Consider the following 20127-nt stretch of genomic DNA (forward strand, 5'->3'; position numbering starts at 1 on the left):
GCACCGTCGAAGGGAAACTAGGTTTCCTTGAGCTGTGCGGACACGTTTCTAGTCCGCCTTTTTTATATGAGAAATAAATTAAAAGTATTTATAAAGTTTGAGTAAATATGAAGGTTTAATATTATGAAGAATAGGTGTTTTACTTTTCATATTGATTAGTTATAAGTTAAATGTTATACTTTTAATATGTAAATGTAAAGACAGATGTAATGTCACGTATATTGAAAGGAGAATAAATTAGTGAAGGAATGGATGGTTAATGAAATAAAAAATTTAAAAAAGAAAAAGAAAGCATTGATTCTAGCCCATAATTATCAAATTCCTGAAATTCAAGAAATTGCAGATATGGTTGGAGATTCTTTAGCTCTTAGCAAAGCAGCAGTTGAAGTAGAAGAGAAAATAATAGTATTTTGTGGAGTTCATTTTATGGCAGAAAGTGCTAAGATATTATCACCAAGCAAAAAGATCTTACTTCCTGTTATGGAAGCAGGTTGTCCTATGGCAGATATGATAACAGAAGATAAGCTTAGAGAATACAAAATGAGAAATCCAGATACAGCAATAGTATGCTATGTTAATTCTTCTGCTAAAGTAAAATCAGAAAGTGATATTTGTTGTACATCTTCTAATTCATTAGATATTGTAAATAGTTTAGAGGAAGATAAAATAATGTTTGTTCCAGATAAAAATTTAGGAAATTTTGTCAAGGATAAAGTTAAAAATAAACGAGTTGAATTATGGCCAGGATTTTGTATAACTCATCATAAAATTGAAGGATTAGAAGTAGATAAAGTTAAAGAAATATATCCTTTTGCAGAGGTATTGGTTCATCCAGAATGTAATAGGGAGGTTGTAGGAAAAGCAGATTTTGTTGGTAGTACTTCTCAAATCATAAACTATGCAAAGGAGTCCCCTAAAGAAGAATTTATAATTGGAACAGAAATAGGTGTTCTTCATAAATTAAAAAAAGAAAATCCTAATAAAAAATTTTATTTATTATCTCATAGATTAATATGTGTTAATATGAAAAAAACTAGTTTAAAAGATGTATATTATGCTTTAAAAGACGAAAAACATGTTATTGAAATTCAAGAAGAAGTAAGACAAAAGGCCTTAGGACCTTTAAATAGAATGTTAAATCTATGAAAAAGGAAGGTTTAAAAATGATAGCTAATAATCAACCAGATGTAATAATTATAGGTGGTGGAATAGCTGGATTGTATACAGCTTTAAATATTGATAGTAGTTTAAATGTTTTAATTTTATCTAAGAAAGATATTGAAAATACTAGCTCTATTTTAGCTCAAGGAGGAGTTGCTGCTTGTCTAGATAAAGAAGATCTGAATTTATATATAGAAGATACATTAATAGCAGGTTCAGAAAAAAATAATATCAATTCATTAAATACTATGATATCTGAATCTAAAGATAATATAAAAAGACTTATGGAATTAGGAGTTGAATTTGATAGAGATATAAATGGTAATTTTAAAAAAGCTTTAGAAGGTGGACATAGTAGTCGTAGAATTTTTCGAGCAGGTGGGGATTCTACAGGGAAGGAAATCATATATTCTCTTAGAGATAAAGCAAATAATCAAGATAATATTCAAATATGGGATAATTCAATGGTTATGAATATAGATAAAAAAGATAATCATTTTTTAATTAAATTAATAAAAGAAGATAAATTAATAAAGATTGTATCAAATACTGTAGTGATTGCCACAGGTGGTATTGGAGGAATATATAAAAATAGTACTAATCCTATGATAGCAACAGGAGATGGAATAGTTTTAGCTTATAGATTAGGATGTGAATTAGATAATTTAGAATATATTCAATTTCATCCTACGGCTTTTTATAATAAAAAATCTGGTGAGAGATTCTTGATATCTGAAGCAGTTAGAGGTGAGGGAGCATATTTAAGAAATAGTAGTGGAGAAAGATTTATGTTGAATGCTCATCCTAAAGGAGAATTAGCCCCTCGAGATATAGTTGCTAGAAGTATTTTTAAAGAAATGAAAAAATCTAATATTCCTCATATGTTTTTGGATATTACACATAAAGAGAAGAATTATTTAATGAGTAGATTTCCAGTTATATATAATAAATGTCTATCCAAAGGAATAGATATGTCAGAGAATTTAGTTCCTATAGTTCCTGTAGAACATTATTTTATAGGAGGAATAAAAACAAATATAGAGGGGAGAACCAATATTGAAGGGATATACGCCTGTGGAGAATGTGCAAATACCGGAGTTCATGGAGCTAATAGATTGGCAAGTAATTCATTGTTGGAATGCATAGTTTTTGGTCGTAGAATTGCAAATAATATAAATAATGATATAAACAATCTTAAGATAAAGAAAAAAATCAGAATAGAGATTATAGATGATATTGAATATAATTTAGAAATAGAAGATATAAAAAAAGATATTAGAAATATTATGGATAAATACGTAGGAATAGTTAGAGAAAAGAAAGGGCTACATAAAGCTAAGTTTAAGATTAAAGATATATTACAACAAATAGATAAATTTAATTTGAATAATAAAGACTATGTAGAATTACAAAACATGGCTTTAATGGCTTATTTAATAATCAAGAGTTGTATATACAATAAAGAAAGTATAGGCTGTCATTATAGAATTGATTAATTTAAAGAGGTGAATTACAATGATTAATTATAAAATAGAATATATTATTAAGAATGCTTTATTAGAAGATATGAATAATGGAGATATAACTACAGATAATTTGGTAAAAGAGGAAAGTAAAATTAGAGCTGAAATAAAAGTGAAAGAAGATGGAGTTATTGCGGGATTAGACATAGCTAAAGAAATATTTAAATATTTAGATAATGATATATGCTTTGAAAGTTTTATAAGAGATGGAGAAAAGATAAAAAGAGGAACAATTATAGCTATAATGGATGGACATACTAGAGCTATATTATCAGCAGAGAGAATAGCTTTAAATATTTTACAGCGATTGTCAGGAATAGCTACTAAAACACATAAATATATAGAGAAGTTATCAGATTATAATTGTAGAATTGTAGATACTAGGAAGACTACTCCGGGGTTAAGAGTATTAGAAAAATATGCAGTAAGAGTTGGAGGGGGATTTAATCATAGATTTAATTTATCAGATATGGTTATGATTAAAGATAATCATATTAAGGTAGCCGGAGGAATTAATGAGGCAATAAATATAATTAAGTCTAAGGTTTCTCCTATTGTAAAAATTGAGGTTGAGGTAGAAAATTTAAGTCAATTTCAACAAGCTTTAGAATTAGGAGTAGATATTATAATGTTAGATAATATGAGTTATGAAGACATGAAAAAAGCTGTGGAAATGAATAATAAAAAGGTATTGATTGAAGCATCCGGAAATATAGATTTAGATACAATTGAAGAAGTTGCAAGAACAGGAGTAGATATTATTTCTTCTGGTGCTTTAACTCATTCTGTAAAGGCTTTAGATATAAGCCTAAATGTTGTATACTAAAAGATGATAGTTTTATCATCTTTTTTTATTTGCTAATAATTATATAATTATGATTGAATTATATAAAATAATTTTGAGGAGGAAAAAATGAAAAATATAATATTAGATTATTCTAATGCACTAATTAAAGAGGAAGAATTACAAGGAATAAAGCCTGTTGTTGAATTGGGTCATGAATTATTACATACTAAAGAAGGATTAGGGAACGAGTATTTAGGATGGATTGATTATCCTATTAATTATGATAAAGAAGAATTTAATAGAATAAAGGAAGCTTCTAAAAGAATAAAAGGAAATTCTGATGTTTTTATTGTGATAGGTATTGGTGGCTCTTATTTAGGAGCTAGGGCTGCTATAGAAGCTTTAAATCATACATTTTATAATAATTTAAATAAGGAAGAAAGAAAAGCACCAGAGATATATTATGTAGGCAACAATATAAGTGGAAGATATATTAAGGATTTATTGTGTGCAATTAAAGATAAAGATGTAAGTATAAATATTATATCTAAATCTGGTACTACTACTGAGCCAGCTTTGGCCTTTAGAATTTTAAGAAAATATTTAGAAGATAAGTATGGAGAAGAAGAAGCTAGAAATAGAATATATGCTACTACGGATTCCTCTAAGGGAGCTCTGAGACAATTAGCGGATGATGAAGGATATGAGTCTTTTGTTATTCCTGATGATATAGGGGGTAGATTTTCTATTTTTACTCCAGTAGGATTATTACCCATAGCAGTATCTGGATTAAATATAGATGAGATGATGAAAGGTGCTAAAGATGCTAGAGAAGAATACAGTAAAAGAAGGTTTAAAGATAATATAGCATATCAATATGCAGCCATAAGAAATGTTTTATATAATAAAGGAAAAGAAATTGAGATATTAGTAAACTATGAACCTTCATTACATTTTTTATCAGAGTGGTGGAAGCAATTATATGGAGAGAGCGAAGGGAAAGATGGAAAAGGTATTTTCCCTTCATCTGTTGATTTTTCAACTGATTTACATTCCATGGGACAATATATTCAAGAAGGGAAAAGGCATTTATTTGAAACTGTTATAAATATTGAGAAGCCTAATTTAGATATAAAAATAGAAAAGGATGATAAGAATCTAGATGGACTCAATTATTTAGTTGGAAAAACTATGGATTTTGTAAATAAAAAGGCTTTTGAAGGCACATTATTAGCCCATATAGATGGGGGAGTTCCAAATTTAGTTATTGGTGTACCAAAATTAAATGAATACTATTTTGCTAAATTAATATATTTCTTTGAAAAAGCTTGTGGAATAAGTGGATATATATTAGGAGTAAATCCATTTAATCAACCAGGAGTAGAAAGTTACAAAAAAAATATGTTTGCATTGTTAGGGAAAGAAGGATTTGAGGATTTGAGAAGAGGATTAAATAATAGAATAAATAGAAATGAATAATAATCTTGTATCATTGCATACAAGGAGAAGAGTAGATGATCATAAGAAAACTAATAAATAAATTTATATCAGATATTGCAATTGAAAATGTATTTAATAAAATATAGCTACCCTAGAGGGTAGCTATATTTTATTCGATTATAGTAAGAACTTCTTCTATTGGTTTTCTAGGAGGTTTTTTTATTTCTGTACTAGTAGGTATTCCTAGAGGAGTTATAGCTGCTAGGAAATAATCTTTTTTATTAAAGCCTATAAAATCAGTAATTTCTTTTTTAGCATAGAGAGGACCTGTCATCCAACAACTTCCATATCCCATAGAAGTAGCTGCCAAATGTAAATTTTCCATTGCTGCAGCAATATTTTGAATTCCTGGTGATGGTTTAAGAAGATCATGTATTTCTTCTTTAGAAGCTCCTTTAGCTTTTAAAGCTTTTAATCCTGCAGGGATATAAGGGCCTGCATATAATAATATTAAAATAGGAGCATTCTTAAATATAGTATGATATTTTAAGAATTTTGTTAGACTTTTCTTATCTTTTTCACTATCTAAATAAGAAGCTAATTTACTATTTTTCTTTTCTACTATTTCTGCAATAGCATTAATTTTTTCTTTATCTTTTATAACAACAAAGTGCCAATTTTGAAGGTTTTTTCCTGATGGAGCTTGAGTTGCTGCTTTGATTAATGTTTTAATGTCATCATTACTTATAGTTTCATCGGTGAATTTTCTTATACTTTTTCTTTTATAAATAAAGTCTAAATTTGCCAAAAATATACCTCCTTATTAGATTATAAATTATTAGATTATAAAGTTGAAATGTTGTAAACTTTATAATACTTCTTTTAAATATTATAATCCTCATTTTTTACTTCTGCAAGTTCTTTAGTGTGTGCATTTTAATATGCTATATCTAATGATATATTATTGAATATGAGGTTTTTAGTACAAATTAAATAATCATGTATGGATTTTAATACATATGTATTAAAATCCATACATGATTATTTAATGAAATAGTGGTATAATATAGCTGGAAGTCTTAAAATAGCAAATAATAATTTTCAAAGATCTTGGCATATTATTTGCATTTGTATATACATAATAGAAGTCAAAGGAGGGATAGTGTGGATTTTAATAGTCTAACACTACAAAGAGAGGGTAGCATAGCAATTCTTAAGATTAATCGACCTAAGGCTTTAAATGCACTAAATACTGAAGTATTATTGGAGCTTGATAAAGCAATAGAGGATTTAAAGTTTGATGAAGATGTAGATGTTATTGTTTTATCAGGAGAAGGAAAAGCATTCGTAGCAGGCGCAGACATCTTAGAGATGAAGGATAAGAATGCTAATGAAGCTAGAGTTTTTGCTGAAATAGGTATTAGTGTGTTTAGAAAGATCGAAACAATGGAAAAACCAGTAATTGCAGCAGTAAATGGATTTGCTTTAGGAGGAGGATGCGAACTTTCGATGGCATGTGATATGAGAATCGCATCTGAAAAAGCTAAATTTGGACAGCCAGAGGTAGGATTAGGAATAATACCTGGATTTTCAGGAACTCAAAGATTATCAAGATTAGTTGGTACAGCTAAAGCTAAGGAATTAATATTCACTGCTGATACAATAAATGCCAAAGAAGCAGAAAGAATTGGGTTAGTAAATAAAGTTGTAGCTCCTGAGGATTTAATGAATGAAGCTATTGATTTAGCTGAGAAGATTTCGTCTAAAGCTCAAATAGCTATTAGACATTCTAAGATGGCTATAAATAGAGGTATAGAAACAGATATTGAAACAGGAATGGAGATAGAAAAAGATTTATTTGCATTATGTTTTGCAAGTGAGGATCAAAAAGAAGGAATGACTGCCTTTACAGAAAAAAGAAAGGCAAATTTTAAAAATAAATAAATAGCAAAAATAGGGGGTATATTAATGAAAGTCAGTGTTATAGGTGCAGGTACAATGGGTTCAGGAATAGCTCAAGCTTTTGCTCAAGCGGGTCATGAAGTAATAATTAAAGATATTGCTCAAGAAGGTATTGATAAAGGAATTGGTGTAATATCTAAGAATTTAGATAGGTTGGTTAAGAAGGAAAAAATAACTAATGAAAAAAAAGAAGAAATTCTTTCAAGAGTAAGTGGAACATTGAAGAATGATGGTATAAAAGATTCTGATATTGTAGTAGAAGCTGCTTTAGAGAAAATGGAAGCAAAGAAAAGCATATTTAAAGAATTAGATGAGATATGTAAAGAGGATACTATATTAGCTTCTAACACTTCATCATTATCGATTACTGAAATTGCTAGTGCAACAAACAGACCAGATAAAGTAATAGGAATGCATTTCTTTAATCCAGTACCAGTTATGAAATTGGTAGAGATTATTAAAGGTATTGCAACATCACAAGAAACATACAATAAAGTATTTGAATTGTCTAAGGAATTAAGCAAAAAACCTGTAAAAGTTGAAGAGGCTCCAGGTTTTGTTGTTAATAGAATTCTTGTTCCGATGATTAATGAAGCTATAGGTATATTAGCTGATGGAGTTGCTTCAGCTGAAGATATAGATGAAGCAATGAAATTAGGTGCAAATCATCCTATAGGACCTTTAGCTTTAGGAGATTTAATTGGAAATGATGTTTGTCTAGCTATTATGGAAGTATTATATGAAGAGTTTGGGGATTCTAAGTATAGACCACATCCTTTACTGAGAAAAATGGTAAGAGGTGGACTTTTAGGAAGAAAAACAAAAAAGGGATTTTATGATTATAACAAATAATTATGAGTCGCTTAGGGAACCCTGTTTAGTACAGGGTTTCTATTGCATTTATACATTGTTAAATTATTAACCAAAATATATTTTTAAAAATAAAAGTATATATATTAGTAATATAATTTTAAAGGAGGAAATTAAGATGAGAGAAGTAGTAATTGTTGGTGCAGCAAGAACACCAGTTGGATCCTTTGGAGGATCATTATCAAAATTATCAGCTGTAGATTTAGGAGTTATGGCTACAAAAGAAGCAATAAAAAGAGCAGGTATTAAACCTGAAATTGTAGATGAAGTTATCATTGGGAATGTATTATCATCAGGATTAGGTCAAAATCCAGCAAGACAGATAGCTGTAAACACAGGATTACCTGAAACCATTCCAGCTATGACTGTAAATAAAGTTTGTGGTTCAGGACTTAGAACAGTAAGTATGGCAGCACAATTTATTATGCTTGGAGATGCTGATGTTATCGTTGCAGGAGGAACAGAAAGTATGAGTAATGCTCCATATCTTTTACCTAATACAAGATGGGGAAAGAGAATGGGAGATGGAAAGATTGTAGATAGTATGATTAAAGATGCATTATCTGATGCATTCCATAATATTCATATGGGAATTACAGCAGAAAATATTGCTGAACAATGGAATATAACTAGAGAAGAACAAGATGATTTTGCACTTATAAGTCAAAATAGAGCAGAAAAGGCCCAAAAAGAAGGAAGATTTAAAGATGAAATAGTTCCAGTGGAAGTTCCTCAAAGAAAAGGAGATCCTATATTAGTAGAAGATGATGAATTTATCAAACCTGGAATGACAATAGAAAAATTATCTAAACTTAGAACAGCTTTTAAGAAAGATGGTACTGTAACGGCAGGGAATGCTTCAGGAATTAATGATGGAGCAGCAATGTTAGTAATTATGTCAAAAGAGAAGGCTGAAGAATTAGGACTTAAACCATTAGCTACAATTAAATCTTATGGTTCATCAGGATTAGATCCAAGAATTATGGGATATGGTCCAGTACCAGCAACTAAAAAAGCACTAGAAAAAGCTAATATGAAGGCTGAAGATATTGAGTTAATAGAAGCAAATGAAGCTTTTGCAGCACAATCATTAGCAGTAGTTAAAGATTTAGGATTAAATCCTGAAATAGTAAACGTTAATGGTGGAGCAATATCAATTGGACATCCAGTTGGAGCAAGCGGTGCCAGAATTCTTATAACATTATTATATGAAATGATTAAAAGAGATGTTAAGACAGGTCTTGCAACACTTTGTATAGGTGGCGGTCAAGGTACTGCAGTAATACTTGAAAGATAAATAAATGATGAAAATTTAAATTGAATTATGATGTGAAAGATATAGAATAGATAGTTTAATATAACTATTTATTCTATTCTTTTGTGAAAATAATTTATTTTTAATTTTTATATTATGATTAATGTTTAAATTGAAAACTAGAGAAAATATTATAAAACAGTTGTTTGTTTTATAATTGTAATATTACAATTAAATTAACCCATATTGATATATTGATATAAATTTGATATAATTTGCAACTAAAGTGAATATTATGTTTGCTTTTTCATATATATGATATAATAGAAATATATTTTTGTTATTTAGAGTAAATATTATGTAGAAAAAATTTTATTCGATATATTGAATATTAAGGGGAAATGATAATATGAAGTATTTTTTTAAAGTATTTATCATAGCTTTTATAGGTTTTACTTTAGTGGCTGGAGTAGGTTTATATGCTTATTTTAGTTTTTTTCACACAGCAGAAGCTGAGGATAATATGGAAGATAGAAGAGAAGAGTTATCAAAAGAGGAAATTGAAAACTTACCACCATTTGAAAAGGCAATAGCTACTAGTAATAGAGTTAATGCTTTATTAATTGGATTAGAAAGAGAAGGTAGAAGTGATACTTTGATATTTGCAAGTTTTGATCCAGACACTAAGAGTGTAGATATGATTTCTATACCTAGGGATACTTATTACTATGTAAGAGGGTATGATGCTGCAGATAATAGGAAACTTAATGCAGTTTATATAAGAAACTTGAAAGATGGACATGATGTAGCTGCCAATAAAACTACGGATGTAGTTGAAGAAATACTAGGTGTTCCAATAGATTATTATGCAACTATCTCTTATGACGGAGTAAAGAATATAGTAGATTCTTTAGGAGGAGTAAAGATAGATGTCCCTCAAGACATGGAATACGATCACATTTATTCTAATGGAAAAGCAGAAAAGAAGGTTCTTAGGAAAGGAACTCAAACTTTAGATGGAGCACAGGCTGTAGGATTTTTAAGATTTAGAAAGGGATATTCTAATGGTGATATTGGAAGAGTTGAGGCTCAACAGAAATTTATTAAGGCCGCTATGAAAAAAGCTCTAGGTTTTAGTCTTCCCAAAGTAGCAACGACTGCTATAAAAGAAGTCGATACTAATATGGATATTCTTGATATTACTTCTAATGCTACAAAGGCAATTGGTATGAATATGGAAGATATAAATACTCATGTTTTACCTGGGGAAGCAGAATCAATGACATTTGATGGATGGACGTTATCTTATTTTGTTCACGATAGTGAAAAAATAAAGGAATTAATGAAGGAAATATATGATGTAAAAGAAGAATCTGAAGAAAATACAAATGAATAAAAAAAGACTCCCAATATTGGGAGTTCTTTTTTATGGGGGAGTGGGGACTAAGGTATATTATATTTATAACCAAATAAGAGACTTTTAAACCTATTTCTTAGAAATAATTTTTTCTTTAAACATATCACCAATTTTATACACATCTCCTGCTCCAATTGTAATGATAATATCACCGTTATCCACACTTTTTTCTAAATAATCTACTATTTCGTCAAAGTTTTTAATATACATGGCATTTACATTATTATTTTTAAGTTCTTGGACTAGATCTTTTGAGTGAACTAAGCCAGTATCTTGTTCTCTAGCTGCATATATATCTGTAATAATGACTTCATCAGCATTATTAAAGGATTCTCCAAATTCTTTTAGTAACGATTTAGTTCTAGTATAAGTATGAGGTTGAAATATACACCATCTTTTATTATACTTTTTTGATATGGAACTTAAATTAGCCTTTATTTCTGTAGGGTGATGAGCGTAATCATCTATTATTTGTATATTATTAATTATACCTTTATCTTCAAATCTTCTATGAGTTCCTTTATATAATTTTAAACCTGTTTTTATGTTTTTTATTTTAACGTTTGTAATTCTAGTAGAGGCAATTGCTGCTAAAGAATTATATATATTATGTTTTCCTAACACATTGAGGATGATTCTTTCTATAAATATTTTATTAATGTATAAATCATATGAAGGACATCCTTTATCGTCATATTTAATATTATCCGCATAATAATCATTAGAGGCGTCAAGTCCAAATGTTATTATGTTTTTTTGCTTATGAGGAATTATAGATTTGATATTTTCATCATCTCCGTTAAGAATAATATGACCAGAATCTGGAATTAAATCTATAAATTTTCTAAATGTTTCTTTAATATCTTCAATTCCTTTAAAGAAGTCCAAATGATCTTCCTCAATATTAAGTATTATTCCGATAGATGGATGGAATTTCAAAAAATTTTCTTTATATTCACAAGCCTCTGTAAGTAATAATTCAGTGCCATCTATTTTAACATTTCCACCTATACTGTCTAATTCTCCTCCTAATAGTATAGTTGATTTTAGTTCAGAATCATTTAATATAGAAGCAATCATTCCTGTAGTGGTAGTTTTACCATGAGTTCCAGACACAGCGATAGAATCTTGATACTCTTTCATTAATTCTCCTAAGAGAGTAGCTCTATCCATTATAGGTATATTATTATTTATTGCATACCTATATTCAGGATTTTGTTCATTTATGGCAGATGTATAAACGACTAAATCTGAACCTATAACATTTTTAGCTTCATGTCCTATATTTATAATAGCGCCTCTTTTCCTTAATTTACTTATTAATTTAGATTCATTAATATCAGAACCAGTGACATTGTAGTTGTTGTTTAATAGAATTTTAGCTAAACCGCTCATGCTAATTCCGCCTATTCCTATAAAATGAACATTTTTATATTTTGATTTATTAATATTAAAATTTAACATATCAGTTCCTCCTTGACTTATATAATTCATATTATTTCCAATTTATTTATTATTTATTTTATTCCAAAAAAATTTCTAAGTGACTATATTAAATATCATTGTTTTTAAAGAGTATTAGGATAAGTTACTGTGATGATTATACCACAATGTTAAAAGATATAAAATGAAAATTATAATATTATTGATAAATTATATAAAAACGAATAAAATGATATATAATAAGGGAATTATTCGTTCTAGGAGGGATATCTATGAAAAAATTTAATAGAAAAGAAAGAATTGCAGCTATAATGAATATATTAACTGAGAAAACAAATCATGTGTTTACTTATAATTATTTTACAAAAATGTTTGGAACGGCTAAATCTAGTATAAGTGAAGATATAATGATAGTAAAAGATTTAGTTAAAGATCTTGAATTAGGTAAGATCATAACTATATCAGGAGCTAGTGGTGGTGTTAAGTTTATCCCTACTATATCAAAGAAAGAGTCAGAAGAATTTTTAAAAGAAATTTCTTTGGAATTAGGGGATAATAATAGGATTATAACGGGCGGGTTTATGTATATGACAGATATACTTTATTCTCCGAATATTTCTTATAAGATAGGTAGAATATTTGTTACTAAATATTGGGCTGAAAATATTGATTATGTGGTAACCGTAGAAACGAAAGGAATACCTTTAGCTATGATGACTGCAAAGATATTAAATGTACCTTTGGTTATAATAAGAAGAAATCTGAAAGTTACTGAAGGTCCTACAGTAAGTATAAATTATGTTAGTGGTTCTACTAGAAAAATTCAAACTATGTCATTATCAAGAAAGGCCATTAGGGAGGGAGCAAGGGTCTTAATTATTGATGATTTTATGAAAGCTGGAGGTACAGCTAAAGGTATGAAGGATATGATGAAAGAATTTAAGGCGGAAGTAGTAGGAACTGGAGTATTAATATCTACACCTGAACCAAAGAAAAAACTTATAGAAGAGTATACAGCTCTTATTAATCTGAAAAGCATAAATGATGTTGATAATGAAATAATACTTACTCCCAACGATAAATATTAAAAAAAATTAATAAAATTTCATCAAAAAAGAAGGAATTTTTAAATATATAGAGAATAGTAGCAATAGGGTAGTTTTGAATGTAATCGATGATTCGTTGGGGAAGGTGGTGAAAGCATGAAAGTAACTGACGTAAGAATTAGAAAGATTAACGATGATGGAAAAATGAAAGCTATAGTATCTGTTACATTGGATAATGAGTTTGTAGTCCATGATATTAAAATAATCGAGGGGTTGAATGGTCTATTTATAGCTATGCCTAGTAGGAAAATGGCAGATGGCGAATTTAGAGATATTGCTCATCCAATTAATTCAGAAACTAGGACTAAAATTCAGAATGCAGTATTTGAAGAGTATGAAAATCAGATACAGATAGAGGCAGATGATCTTGTATAAATTCTTTCTTATAAAAACCACCAAAATACCTTTGATTATAATCAAAGGTATTTTTTGTTAGTTTGGTATAATTAATTTAATAAAATGTTATATTATTATCTTATTAAGACTATAAAATAGTATATCTTTCTGTTATAATGTAATGGGAATTGTATAAGCTTAAAGAGAATTATGATGAACATATGTTGTTTAAAAAAGAAATAAAAATTAGAGGTGTTAATATGATACTTTCTGTAATACTTGCAGCTGGCGAAGGTACTAGGATGAAGTCTAATATACCTAAGGCAGCTCATAAAGTATGTGGTAAATCCATGGTAAATCATGTTATAAATGCAGCAAGAGATGCTTCTTGTGAGAAGAATATTGTAATTGTAGGCCATGGAAAGGAAAAAGTAATATCTTCGGTGGAAGGTAATGATGTAGAATTTGTAACACAACCTGTAGGGGATGATATGCCTTATGGAACAGGGTATGCAGTTATGCAAGCTAAGGAATACATATCTGATGAAGATAAGGTATTAATACTAACAGGGGATACTCCTTTAATAGAAGGAGATACCTTAAAAGAATTAGTAGATTATGGTACAAATAATAATTTAGATGCTATAGTTTTAACGGCAAAGTTTAAAGATTCTACAGGATATGGAAGAATAAAGAGAAATGAGAAGGGGAATATACTAGGAATAATAGAGCATAAAGATGCATCAGAAAATGAGTTAGATATTAAGGAAATTAACTCTGGGATATTTCTTTTTAGTGGTAAAGCATTAAAGGAAGCTTTAGAAAATTTGACTAATGATAATTCTCAAAATGAGTATTATATAACAGATACAATAGAAATTTTGAATAGGAAAGGATATAATGTTGGGGGATATTTACTCAAAGATAATAAAGAAATATCTGGAGTAAATTCAAAGGTTCAATTAGCTGAAGCAGAAAAAATCATGAGAGATAAAATTAATATTGAACATATGCTTAAAGGAGTTACATTAATTAATCCAGAAAATACCTATATTGAAAAGGGTGTCATTATAGGAAGAGATACAATAATATATCCAGGTGCTATCATTAAAGGAAGTACAAAAATAGGTGATAATTGTATCATTGAAGGAAATTCGGATATTAAAGATTGTATTATTGGAGATAGAGTTAATATAAAGTCATCAACTTTAATAGAGAGTAAAGTTGATGATGATACAAAAGTAGGACCTAATGCTTATTTAAGACCTAATAGTGTTATAGGAAAATCGGTTAAAATAGGTGATTTTGTAGAAGTGAAAAATTCTAAGATAGGAAATGGTTCAAAAGCTTCACATCTTTCATATATTGGAGATGCAGAAATTGGTGAAAATGTAAATATAGGTTGTGGTGTAGTATTTGTTAATTATGATGGAGAGAAAAAGCATAGAACTATAGTAGGTGATAATGCTTTTATAGGTAGTAATTCTAATTTAGTAGCTCCAGTAATAATTAGAGATAATGGTTATATTGCAGCAGGTTCAACAATAACTCATGAGGTGAAAGAAGGAGATTTGTCAATAGGTAGGGCTAGACAAATTAATAAGCCAGGTTGGGTTTTTAGAAAGAATAACAAATAGAAAAAATGGGAGGCTATTGTAATGAAAATTATGGGGAGAGACATCAAGATTTTTTCCGGAAATGCTAATAAAAAATTAGCTCAAAAAATCTGTGATGAGATAGGAGTATCTTTAGGAGACTCTAATGTTACTACATTTAGTGATGGAGAGATATCAGTTGCATTTAATGAAACTGTAAGAGGAGCAGATGTGTTTGTAATTCAACCTACATGTCCTCCAGTTAATGAAAATTTGATGGAATTATTAATAATGATAGATGCATTAAAAAGAGCATCAGCAGGTAGAATAAATGCAGTTATTCCTTATTATGGATATGCTAGGCAAGATAGAAAAATAAAAGCAAGGGATCCAATTACATCTAAACTTATAGCAGATTTATTATCTATCGCAGGAGCAGATAGAATTGTTACTATGGATTTACATGCTACTCAAATTCAGGGTTATTTTGATATTCCAGTAGATCATTTATTAGGAGGACCTATTTTAGCAAAAGATGTAGTAAGTAGATTGAATAAAGATACTGTGGTTGTATCTCCTGATATTGGAGGAGTAAGAAGAGCTAGAAACTTTGGTAGTATATTAGATTTACCTATAGCTATAATAGAAAAGAGAAGACCTAAAGCTAATGTATCTGAAGTCATGAATATTATTGGTGATGTAAAGGATAAAGATGTAGTAATAGTTGATGACATCATAGATACTGCTGGTTCTATGACTAGAGCTGCCGAAGTATTAAAGGATTTTGGTGCTAAAGATGTATATGCTGCTTGTACTCATGCTGTATTATCTGGACCGGCGATAGAAAGATTAGAAAATTCTGTTATAAAGAAATTAATAGTAACAGATACATTACCATTATCAGAGAGAAAAGAAATAGATAAAATTGAGAGTGTATCGGTTTCATCATTATTTGGAGAAGCAATTAAAAGAATTCATGAAAATCAATCAGTGAGCAAGTTATTTGATTAATATTTGAGGAGCTGAATATTTTGTATGCAGTAATAGGATTGGGAAATCCAGGGAAAAAATACAATGGCACCAGACATAATGTAGGATTTGATGTTATTGACTATTTATCTCAAAGAAATAATGTTAAAATGACAAAACTAAAACATCAATCTGTGTATGGTGAATTTAATATTAATGGAGAAAAAGTAATATTGGTAAAACCTCAGACATATATGAATAATAGTGGTATTTCTGTAAGGTCAATAGTGGATTATTATAAGATAGATATTGAAGATGTAATTATAATATATGATGATATTGATATAGACGTAGGGGTTTTACGTATAAGAAAAAAAGGTAGTGCAGGAAGCCATAATGGAATGAAATCTATTATTTATCATTTACAAAGGGATGATTTTCCTAGAATTAGGATAGGCATAGGGAGACCTCAGGAAAATGAAGATTTAGTAGATTATGTTTTAAAAAAGTTTAGTAAAGACGATAGAGAAGAGATTGATGATACTATTGTTAGAGCAGCTAAAGCAGTAGAAGAAACCATAAAAACTGATATAGATAAAGCTATGAATCTATATAATGGTTAGTAATAAACAACAATTACTTAATAAGCCCAGGGCCATAATCCTGGGCTATAGGTGTTTCATAATCAAGGAGCTGATATTATGAATATATTTATAGATCAACTAAAAAATCTTCATTCATATAATCAAATAATTAAAGGAATTGAAGAAAAAATATCTCCTATATCACTTCATGGTCTTTCTAAAGAAAATATATCTCATATTGCTTATGCCGTAAAGGAAGACATAAATAATCAAATACTTATTATAACTTATGATGAATTAAGAGCTAAATCAATAATGGAAGATTTGACGTTATTTAGTCAGAATGATTCAGAATTATATCCTAGTAGACAATTGGTATTTTATGATTTTGATGCTGTTAGTCATACTATATCTAATCAACGACTTAGGGTATTAGATAGGCTTGTAAATGAGGAAAAGATTATAGTAGTGGCCTCTATTGAATCTATTTTAAATAAAGTTATGAAAAAGAATTTATTTGAAAAATATAGGAAGGTAATTAAGTTTGGAGAAGATATTAATTTAGAAGATGTAATAAGATCTTTAGTAATACAAGGCTATGAGAGTGTGGATATGATAGAGGGGCATGGTCAGTTTAGTGTAAGAGGTGGAATAATTGATTTTTTTCCTATAACTAATGATAATCCATATAGAATAGAACTTTTTGATAATGAGGTTGATTCTATAAGGACTTTTGATATAAAAGATCAGAGATCTATATCAAATTATGATACAGCGGAAATAACTCCTGCTAAGGAGATATTAATTGAAGAAAACTTAAGAGGATCTATGGTTGATAATATAAAGAAGGAATTAAAAAAGGTTATTGGAAATTTCAAGAAAAATAATGAAGAGAAATATGCTGAAAAAATAGAAGATAAATTTTCTAGTTATATAGATAGAATACAGAATGGTTTGAATATTGATAATATGGATATAATTTTACCATATATGAATAAAGAATTATCAAATATAATTGAATATATGACTAAAGATGCAGTAGTTTTGTTAGATGAACCTAATAGAATTGATGATAGTGTGACAAATTTGAACAATGAATTTATAAATAAATACAGTGAATTATATAGTACAGGAGAAGTGTTAAAATCTCATCAGAAAATATATATACCTTATGAAGATATGATTGAAGTTTTTAAAAGCAAAAACATATTAACAGTAACAGGATTATTAAAAAATAATGTAAATTTTAAACCTCAAAAAATAATTAATATTTTAACTAAAGGGGTTCAGGCTTTTCATAATAAAATTGATATACTTGAAAATGAATTAAAAGATTTAAAATATAAAGGTTACAAGATTATTATATTATCTGGAGTTGAAGACAGAGGAAGAAGACTTTCCAAAAATTTGATGGATAGAGGTATTGAATGTATATACTCAGAGACTTATGATACGAATATCAAGTCAAGTCAAGTCGTCATTTTACCTGGGACTATATCTGCTGGATTCGAGTATCCTAGGATTAAATATATTATAATTAGTGATAAAGAAATATTCGGGACTATTAAGAGAAAAAGAAAGGTAAAAAGCAAAAAAAACCAAAGAAAAATAATATCATTTAGAGATTTAAAAATAGGAGACTTTGTTGTACATGAAAATCATGGAATAGGTAAATATGTTGGAATGGAACAATTAAATGTGCAGGGAGTAAAGAAAGATTATTTGAGTGTAAAATACTCTGGACGGGACAGACTTTACATTCCAGTAGATCAAATAGATTTAATACAGAAATATATGGGTTCAGATGCTGGAAAACCAAAGGTAAGTAAATTAGGTAGTGGTGAGTGGTCTAGAACAAAAAAAAGAGTAAAAAAAGCTATAGAAGATATGGCAATGGATTTATTAGAACTGTATGCCAGAAGAAGTACAGTGAAAGGATATTCATTTTCAAAGGATCAACCATGGCAAAAACAGTTTGAAGATACATTTCCTTATGAGGAAACTGAAGATCAATTAAAATGTATAGAGGATATAAAAAAAGATATGGAAAAAATAAGGCCTATGGATAGGCTATTGTGTGGTGATGTGGGGTATGGAAAGACAGAAGTAGCATTAAGAGCTGCATTTAAGGCTTCTTTAGATGGTAAACAAGTGGCAATATTAGTTCCTACTACTATATTAGCTCAACAACATTATAATACGATAATAGAAAGATTTAGTGATTTTCCTATAAATGCAGAAATGTTGAGTAGATTTAGAACTCCTAATCATCAGAAAAAGATAATAAACGAACTTAAAAGTGGAAATATTGATATAATTGTAGGAACACATAGATTATTATCTAAGGATATTAAATTTAATAATTTAGGTTTATTGATAGTAGACGAGGAGCAAAGATTTGGAGTAAAGCATAAAGAGTCTATAAAACAGATTAAAGAATCTGTAGATGTACTTACATTAACAGCTACTCCAATACCTAGGACACTTCATATGTCTCTTATAGGTGCTAGAGATATGTCTACAATTGAAGAACCGCCTGAGGAACGGTATCCTATTCAAACCTATGTAGTTGAATATAATGAAAACATGGTTAGAGAGGCTATTATAAAAGAAATTAATAGAAATGGTCAGGTGTATTTTGTATATAATAGAGTCAAAGGTATCAAAAAAATGGCAACCCATATCAAGGAATTGATTCCAGAAGCAAGAATTGCAGTAGGACATGGACAGATGAGTGAAAGAGAATTGGAAAAAGTTATGCTGGATTTTATGAATGGCGAGTATGATGTATTAGTTTGTACTACTATAATAGAAACAGGATTAGATATATCTAATGTTAATACAATGATTATTCATGATGCAGATAAAATGGGACTTTCTCAATTATATCAATTGAGGGGAAGAGTTGGTAGGTCTAATAGAATAGCATTTGCTTATTTCACATATAAAAAAGATAAAGTATTATCGGAAGTGGCAGAAAAAAGATTAAAGGCTATAAAAGAGTTTACAGAGTTTGGTTCAGGATTTAAAATAGCTATGAGAGATTTAGAGATAAGAGGTGCAGGAAATTTACTAGGTTCAGAACAACACGGGCATATGACAGCCATAGGATATGATTTATATGTTAAATATTTAGAAGATGCAGTGAAGAAGTTAAAAGGTGAAACACAAGTAGAAAATGTAGAAACTATAATAGAAATAAATGTAGATGGTTATATTCCAGATAAATATATCTCTAATGAAGAACAAAAAATTCAAATGTATAAAAAGATATCTTCTGTAGAAAGTAAGGAAGAATATAGAGATTTATTAGAAGAAATAATTGACAGATATGGTGATGTACCTAAGCCTGTTGATAATTTATTAAGGATAGGATATATTAAATCATTAGCAAATAAATTAATGTTCACAAATATTTCACAAAAGAATGATACATTAGTACTTGAGTTTCACAAAATAAATAGTATAACTCCAGAGATAATAAATATATTATATGATAGCTTTGGAAGAAACATGACATTTGATCTTTCTAAGACCCCAGCCTTGAAATATAAACTTAATAATGCTAGTCAAGATAGAGTATTAGCAATATTAGAGGGAATACTTGAGAAGATCCATAGTTTAAATAAAGAATAAATTAATATATAATATTGTATTATACTTTAGATATAAAATTTAG

At 28.7% G+C, this 20127-nt stretch carries 16 protein-coding genes; 14 read left to right on the top strand and 2 right to left on the bottom strand.

From position 1 onward, the window contains the following. Positions 1-240: 240 nt before the first annotated feature. From nadA to GOQ29_RS03460, 4 genes are all read left to right on the top strand, one after another. Positions 241-1146, top strand: coding sequence for a quinolinate synthase NadA (gene nadA, locus GOQ29_RS03445; protein ID WP_484477055.1), 906 nt, complete (start codon positions 241-243; stop codon positions 1144-1146). Between the two features lie 17 nt (positions 1147-1163). Beyond that, the gene (nadB, locus tag GOQ29_RS03450; protein ID WP_203371239.1) at positions 1164-2657 is read left to right on the top strand and encodes an L-aspartate oxidase; all 1494 of its coding nucleotides are present in this window, start codon (positions 1164-1166) and stop codon (positions 2655-2657) included. 19 nt (positions 2658-2676) lie between these two features. Continuing rightward, complete coding sequence (nadC, locus tag GOQ29_RS03455; protein ID WP_203371240.1) at positions 2677-3510, top strand: carboxylating nicotinate-nucleotide diphosphorylase; 834 nt, start codon at positions 2677-2679, stop codon at positions 3508-3510. Positions 3511-3597: 87 nt separating this feature from the next. After that, complete coding sequence (locus tag GOQ29_RS03460; protein ID WP_203371241.1) at positions 3598-4950, top strand: glucose-6-phosphate isomerase; 1353 nt, start codon at positions 3598-3600, stop codon at positions 4948-4950. A 130-nt stretch (positions 4951-5080) separates the two neighbouring features. Here GOQ29_RS03460 and GOQ29_RS03465 read toward each other — a convergent pair whose 3' ends face one another. Beyond that, positions 5081-5719: a nitroreductase family protein gene (locus GOQ29_RS03465; protein ID WP_203371242.1), complete on the bottom strand. Its 639-nt coding sequence runs from the start codon at positions 5717-5719 to the stop codon at positions 5081-5083. 356 nt (positions 5720-6075) lie between these two features. Between GOQ29_RS03465 and GOQ29_RS03470 the strand changes: the two genes are divergently transcribed. The 4 genes from GOQ29_RS03470 (at position 6076) to GOQ29_RS03485 (ending at position 10394) form a co-directional block, all read left to right on the top strand. Further along, positions 6076-6855 carry a short-chain-enoyl-CoA hydratase gene (locus tag GOQ29_RS03470; RefSeq protein ID WP_203371243.1) on the top strand — a complete coding sequence of 260 codons (780 nt, stop codon included), beginning with the start codon at positions 6076-6078 and terminating at the stop codon, positions 6853-6855. A 24-nt stretch (positions 6856-6879) separates the two neighbouring features. After that, positions 6880-7725, top strand: a complete 846-nt coding sequence (locus GOQ29_RS03475) for a 3-hydroxybutyryl-CoA dehydrogenase (RefSeq protein ID WP_203371244.1) — start codon at positions 6880-6882, stop codon at positions 7723-7725. 136 nt (positions 7726-7861) lie between these two features. Beyond that, on the top strand, positions 7862-9040 hold the full coding sequence (locus GOQ29_RS03480) for an acetyl-CoA C-acetyltransferase (RefSeq protein ID WP_203371245.1): 1179 nt from the start codon (positions 7862-7864) through the stop codon (positions 9038-9040). Positions 9041-9407: 367 nt separating this feature from the next. Beyond that, complete coding sequence (locus GOQ29_RS03485) at positions 9408-10394, top strand: LCP family protein (RefSeq protein ID WP_203371246.1); 987 nt, start codon at positions 9408-9410, stop codon at positions 10392-10394. 90 nt (positions 10395-10484) lie between these two features. On the opposite strand, the gene murC is transcribed toward GOQ29_RS03485, so the two are convergent. Next, the gene (murC, locus tag GOQ29_RS03490) at positions 10485-11879 is read right to left on the bottom strand and encodes a UDP-N-acetylmuramate--L-alanine ligase (protein WP_203371247.1); all 1395 of its coding nucleotides are present in this window, start codon (positions 11877-11879) and stop codon (positions 10485-10487) included. A gap of 251 nt (positions 11880-12130) precedes the next feature. Between murC and purR the strand changes: the two genes are divergently transcribed. The 6 genes from purR (at position 12131) to mfd (ending at position 20084) form a co-directional block, all read left to right on the top strand. After that, positions 12131-12946, top strand: a complete 816-nt coding sequence (gene purR, locus GOQ29_RS03495; protein WP_203371248.1) for a pur operon repressor — start codon at positions 12131-12133, stop codon at positions 12944-12946. 114 nt (positions 12947-13060) lie between these two features. Beyond that, positions 13061-13339 (top strand): septation regulator SpoVG, encoded by a 279-nt coding sequence (gene spoVG / locus GOQ29_RS03500; RefSeq protein ID WP_203371249.1) that lies wholly within the window; start codon positions 13061-13063, stop codon positions 13337-13339. A gap of 221 nt (positions 13340-13560) precedes the next feature. Continuing rightward, complete coding sequence (gene glmU / locus GOQ29_RS03505) at positions 13561-14937, top strand: bifunctional UDP-N-acetylglucosamine diphosphorylase/glucosamine-1-phosphate N-acetyltransferase GlmU (RefSeq protein WP_203371250.1); 1377 nt, start codon at positions 13561-13563, stop codon at positions 14935-14937. 21 nt (positions 14938-14958) lie between these two features. Further along, positions 14959-15906: a ribose-phosphate pyrophosphokinase gene (locus GOQ29_RS03510; RefSeq protein WP_203371251.1), complete on the top strand. Its 948-nt coding sequence runs from the start codon at positions 14959-14961 to the stop codon at positions 15904-15906. A 20-nt stretch (positions 15907-15926) separates the two neighbouring features. Beyond that, positions 15927-16487, top strand: a complete 561-nt coding sequence (gene pth / locus GOQ29_RS03515) for an aminoacyl-tRNA hydrolase (RefSeq protein ID WP_203371252.1) — start codon at positions 15927-15929, stop codon at positions 16485-16487. Between the two features lie 78 nt (positions 16488-16565). Then, on the top strand, positions 16566-20084 hold the full coding sequence (gene mfd / locus GOQ29_RS03520; RefSeq protein WP_203371253.1) for a transcription-repair coupling factor: 3519 nt from the start codon (positions 16566-16568) through the stop codon (positions 20082-20084). Positions 20085-20127 lie beyond the last annotated feature (43 nt).

Origin of the sequence: Anaeromonas gelatinilytica (assembly GCF_016820635.1) — a bacterium.
Lineage (GTDB): Bacteria > Bacillota > Clostridia > Tissierellales > SIT17 > Anaeromonas > Anaeromonas gelatinilytica.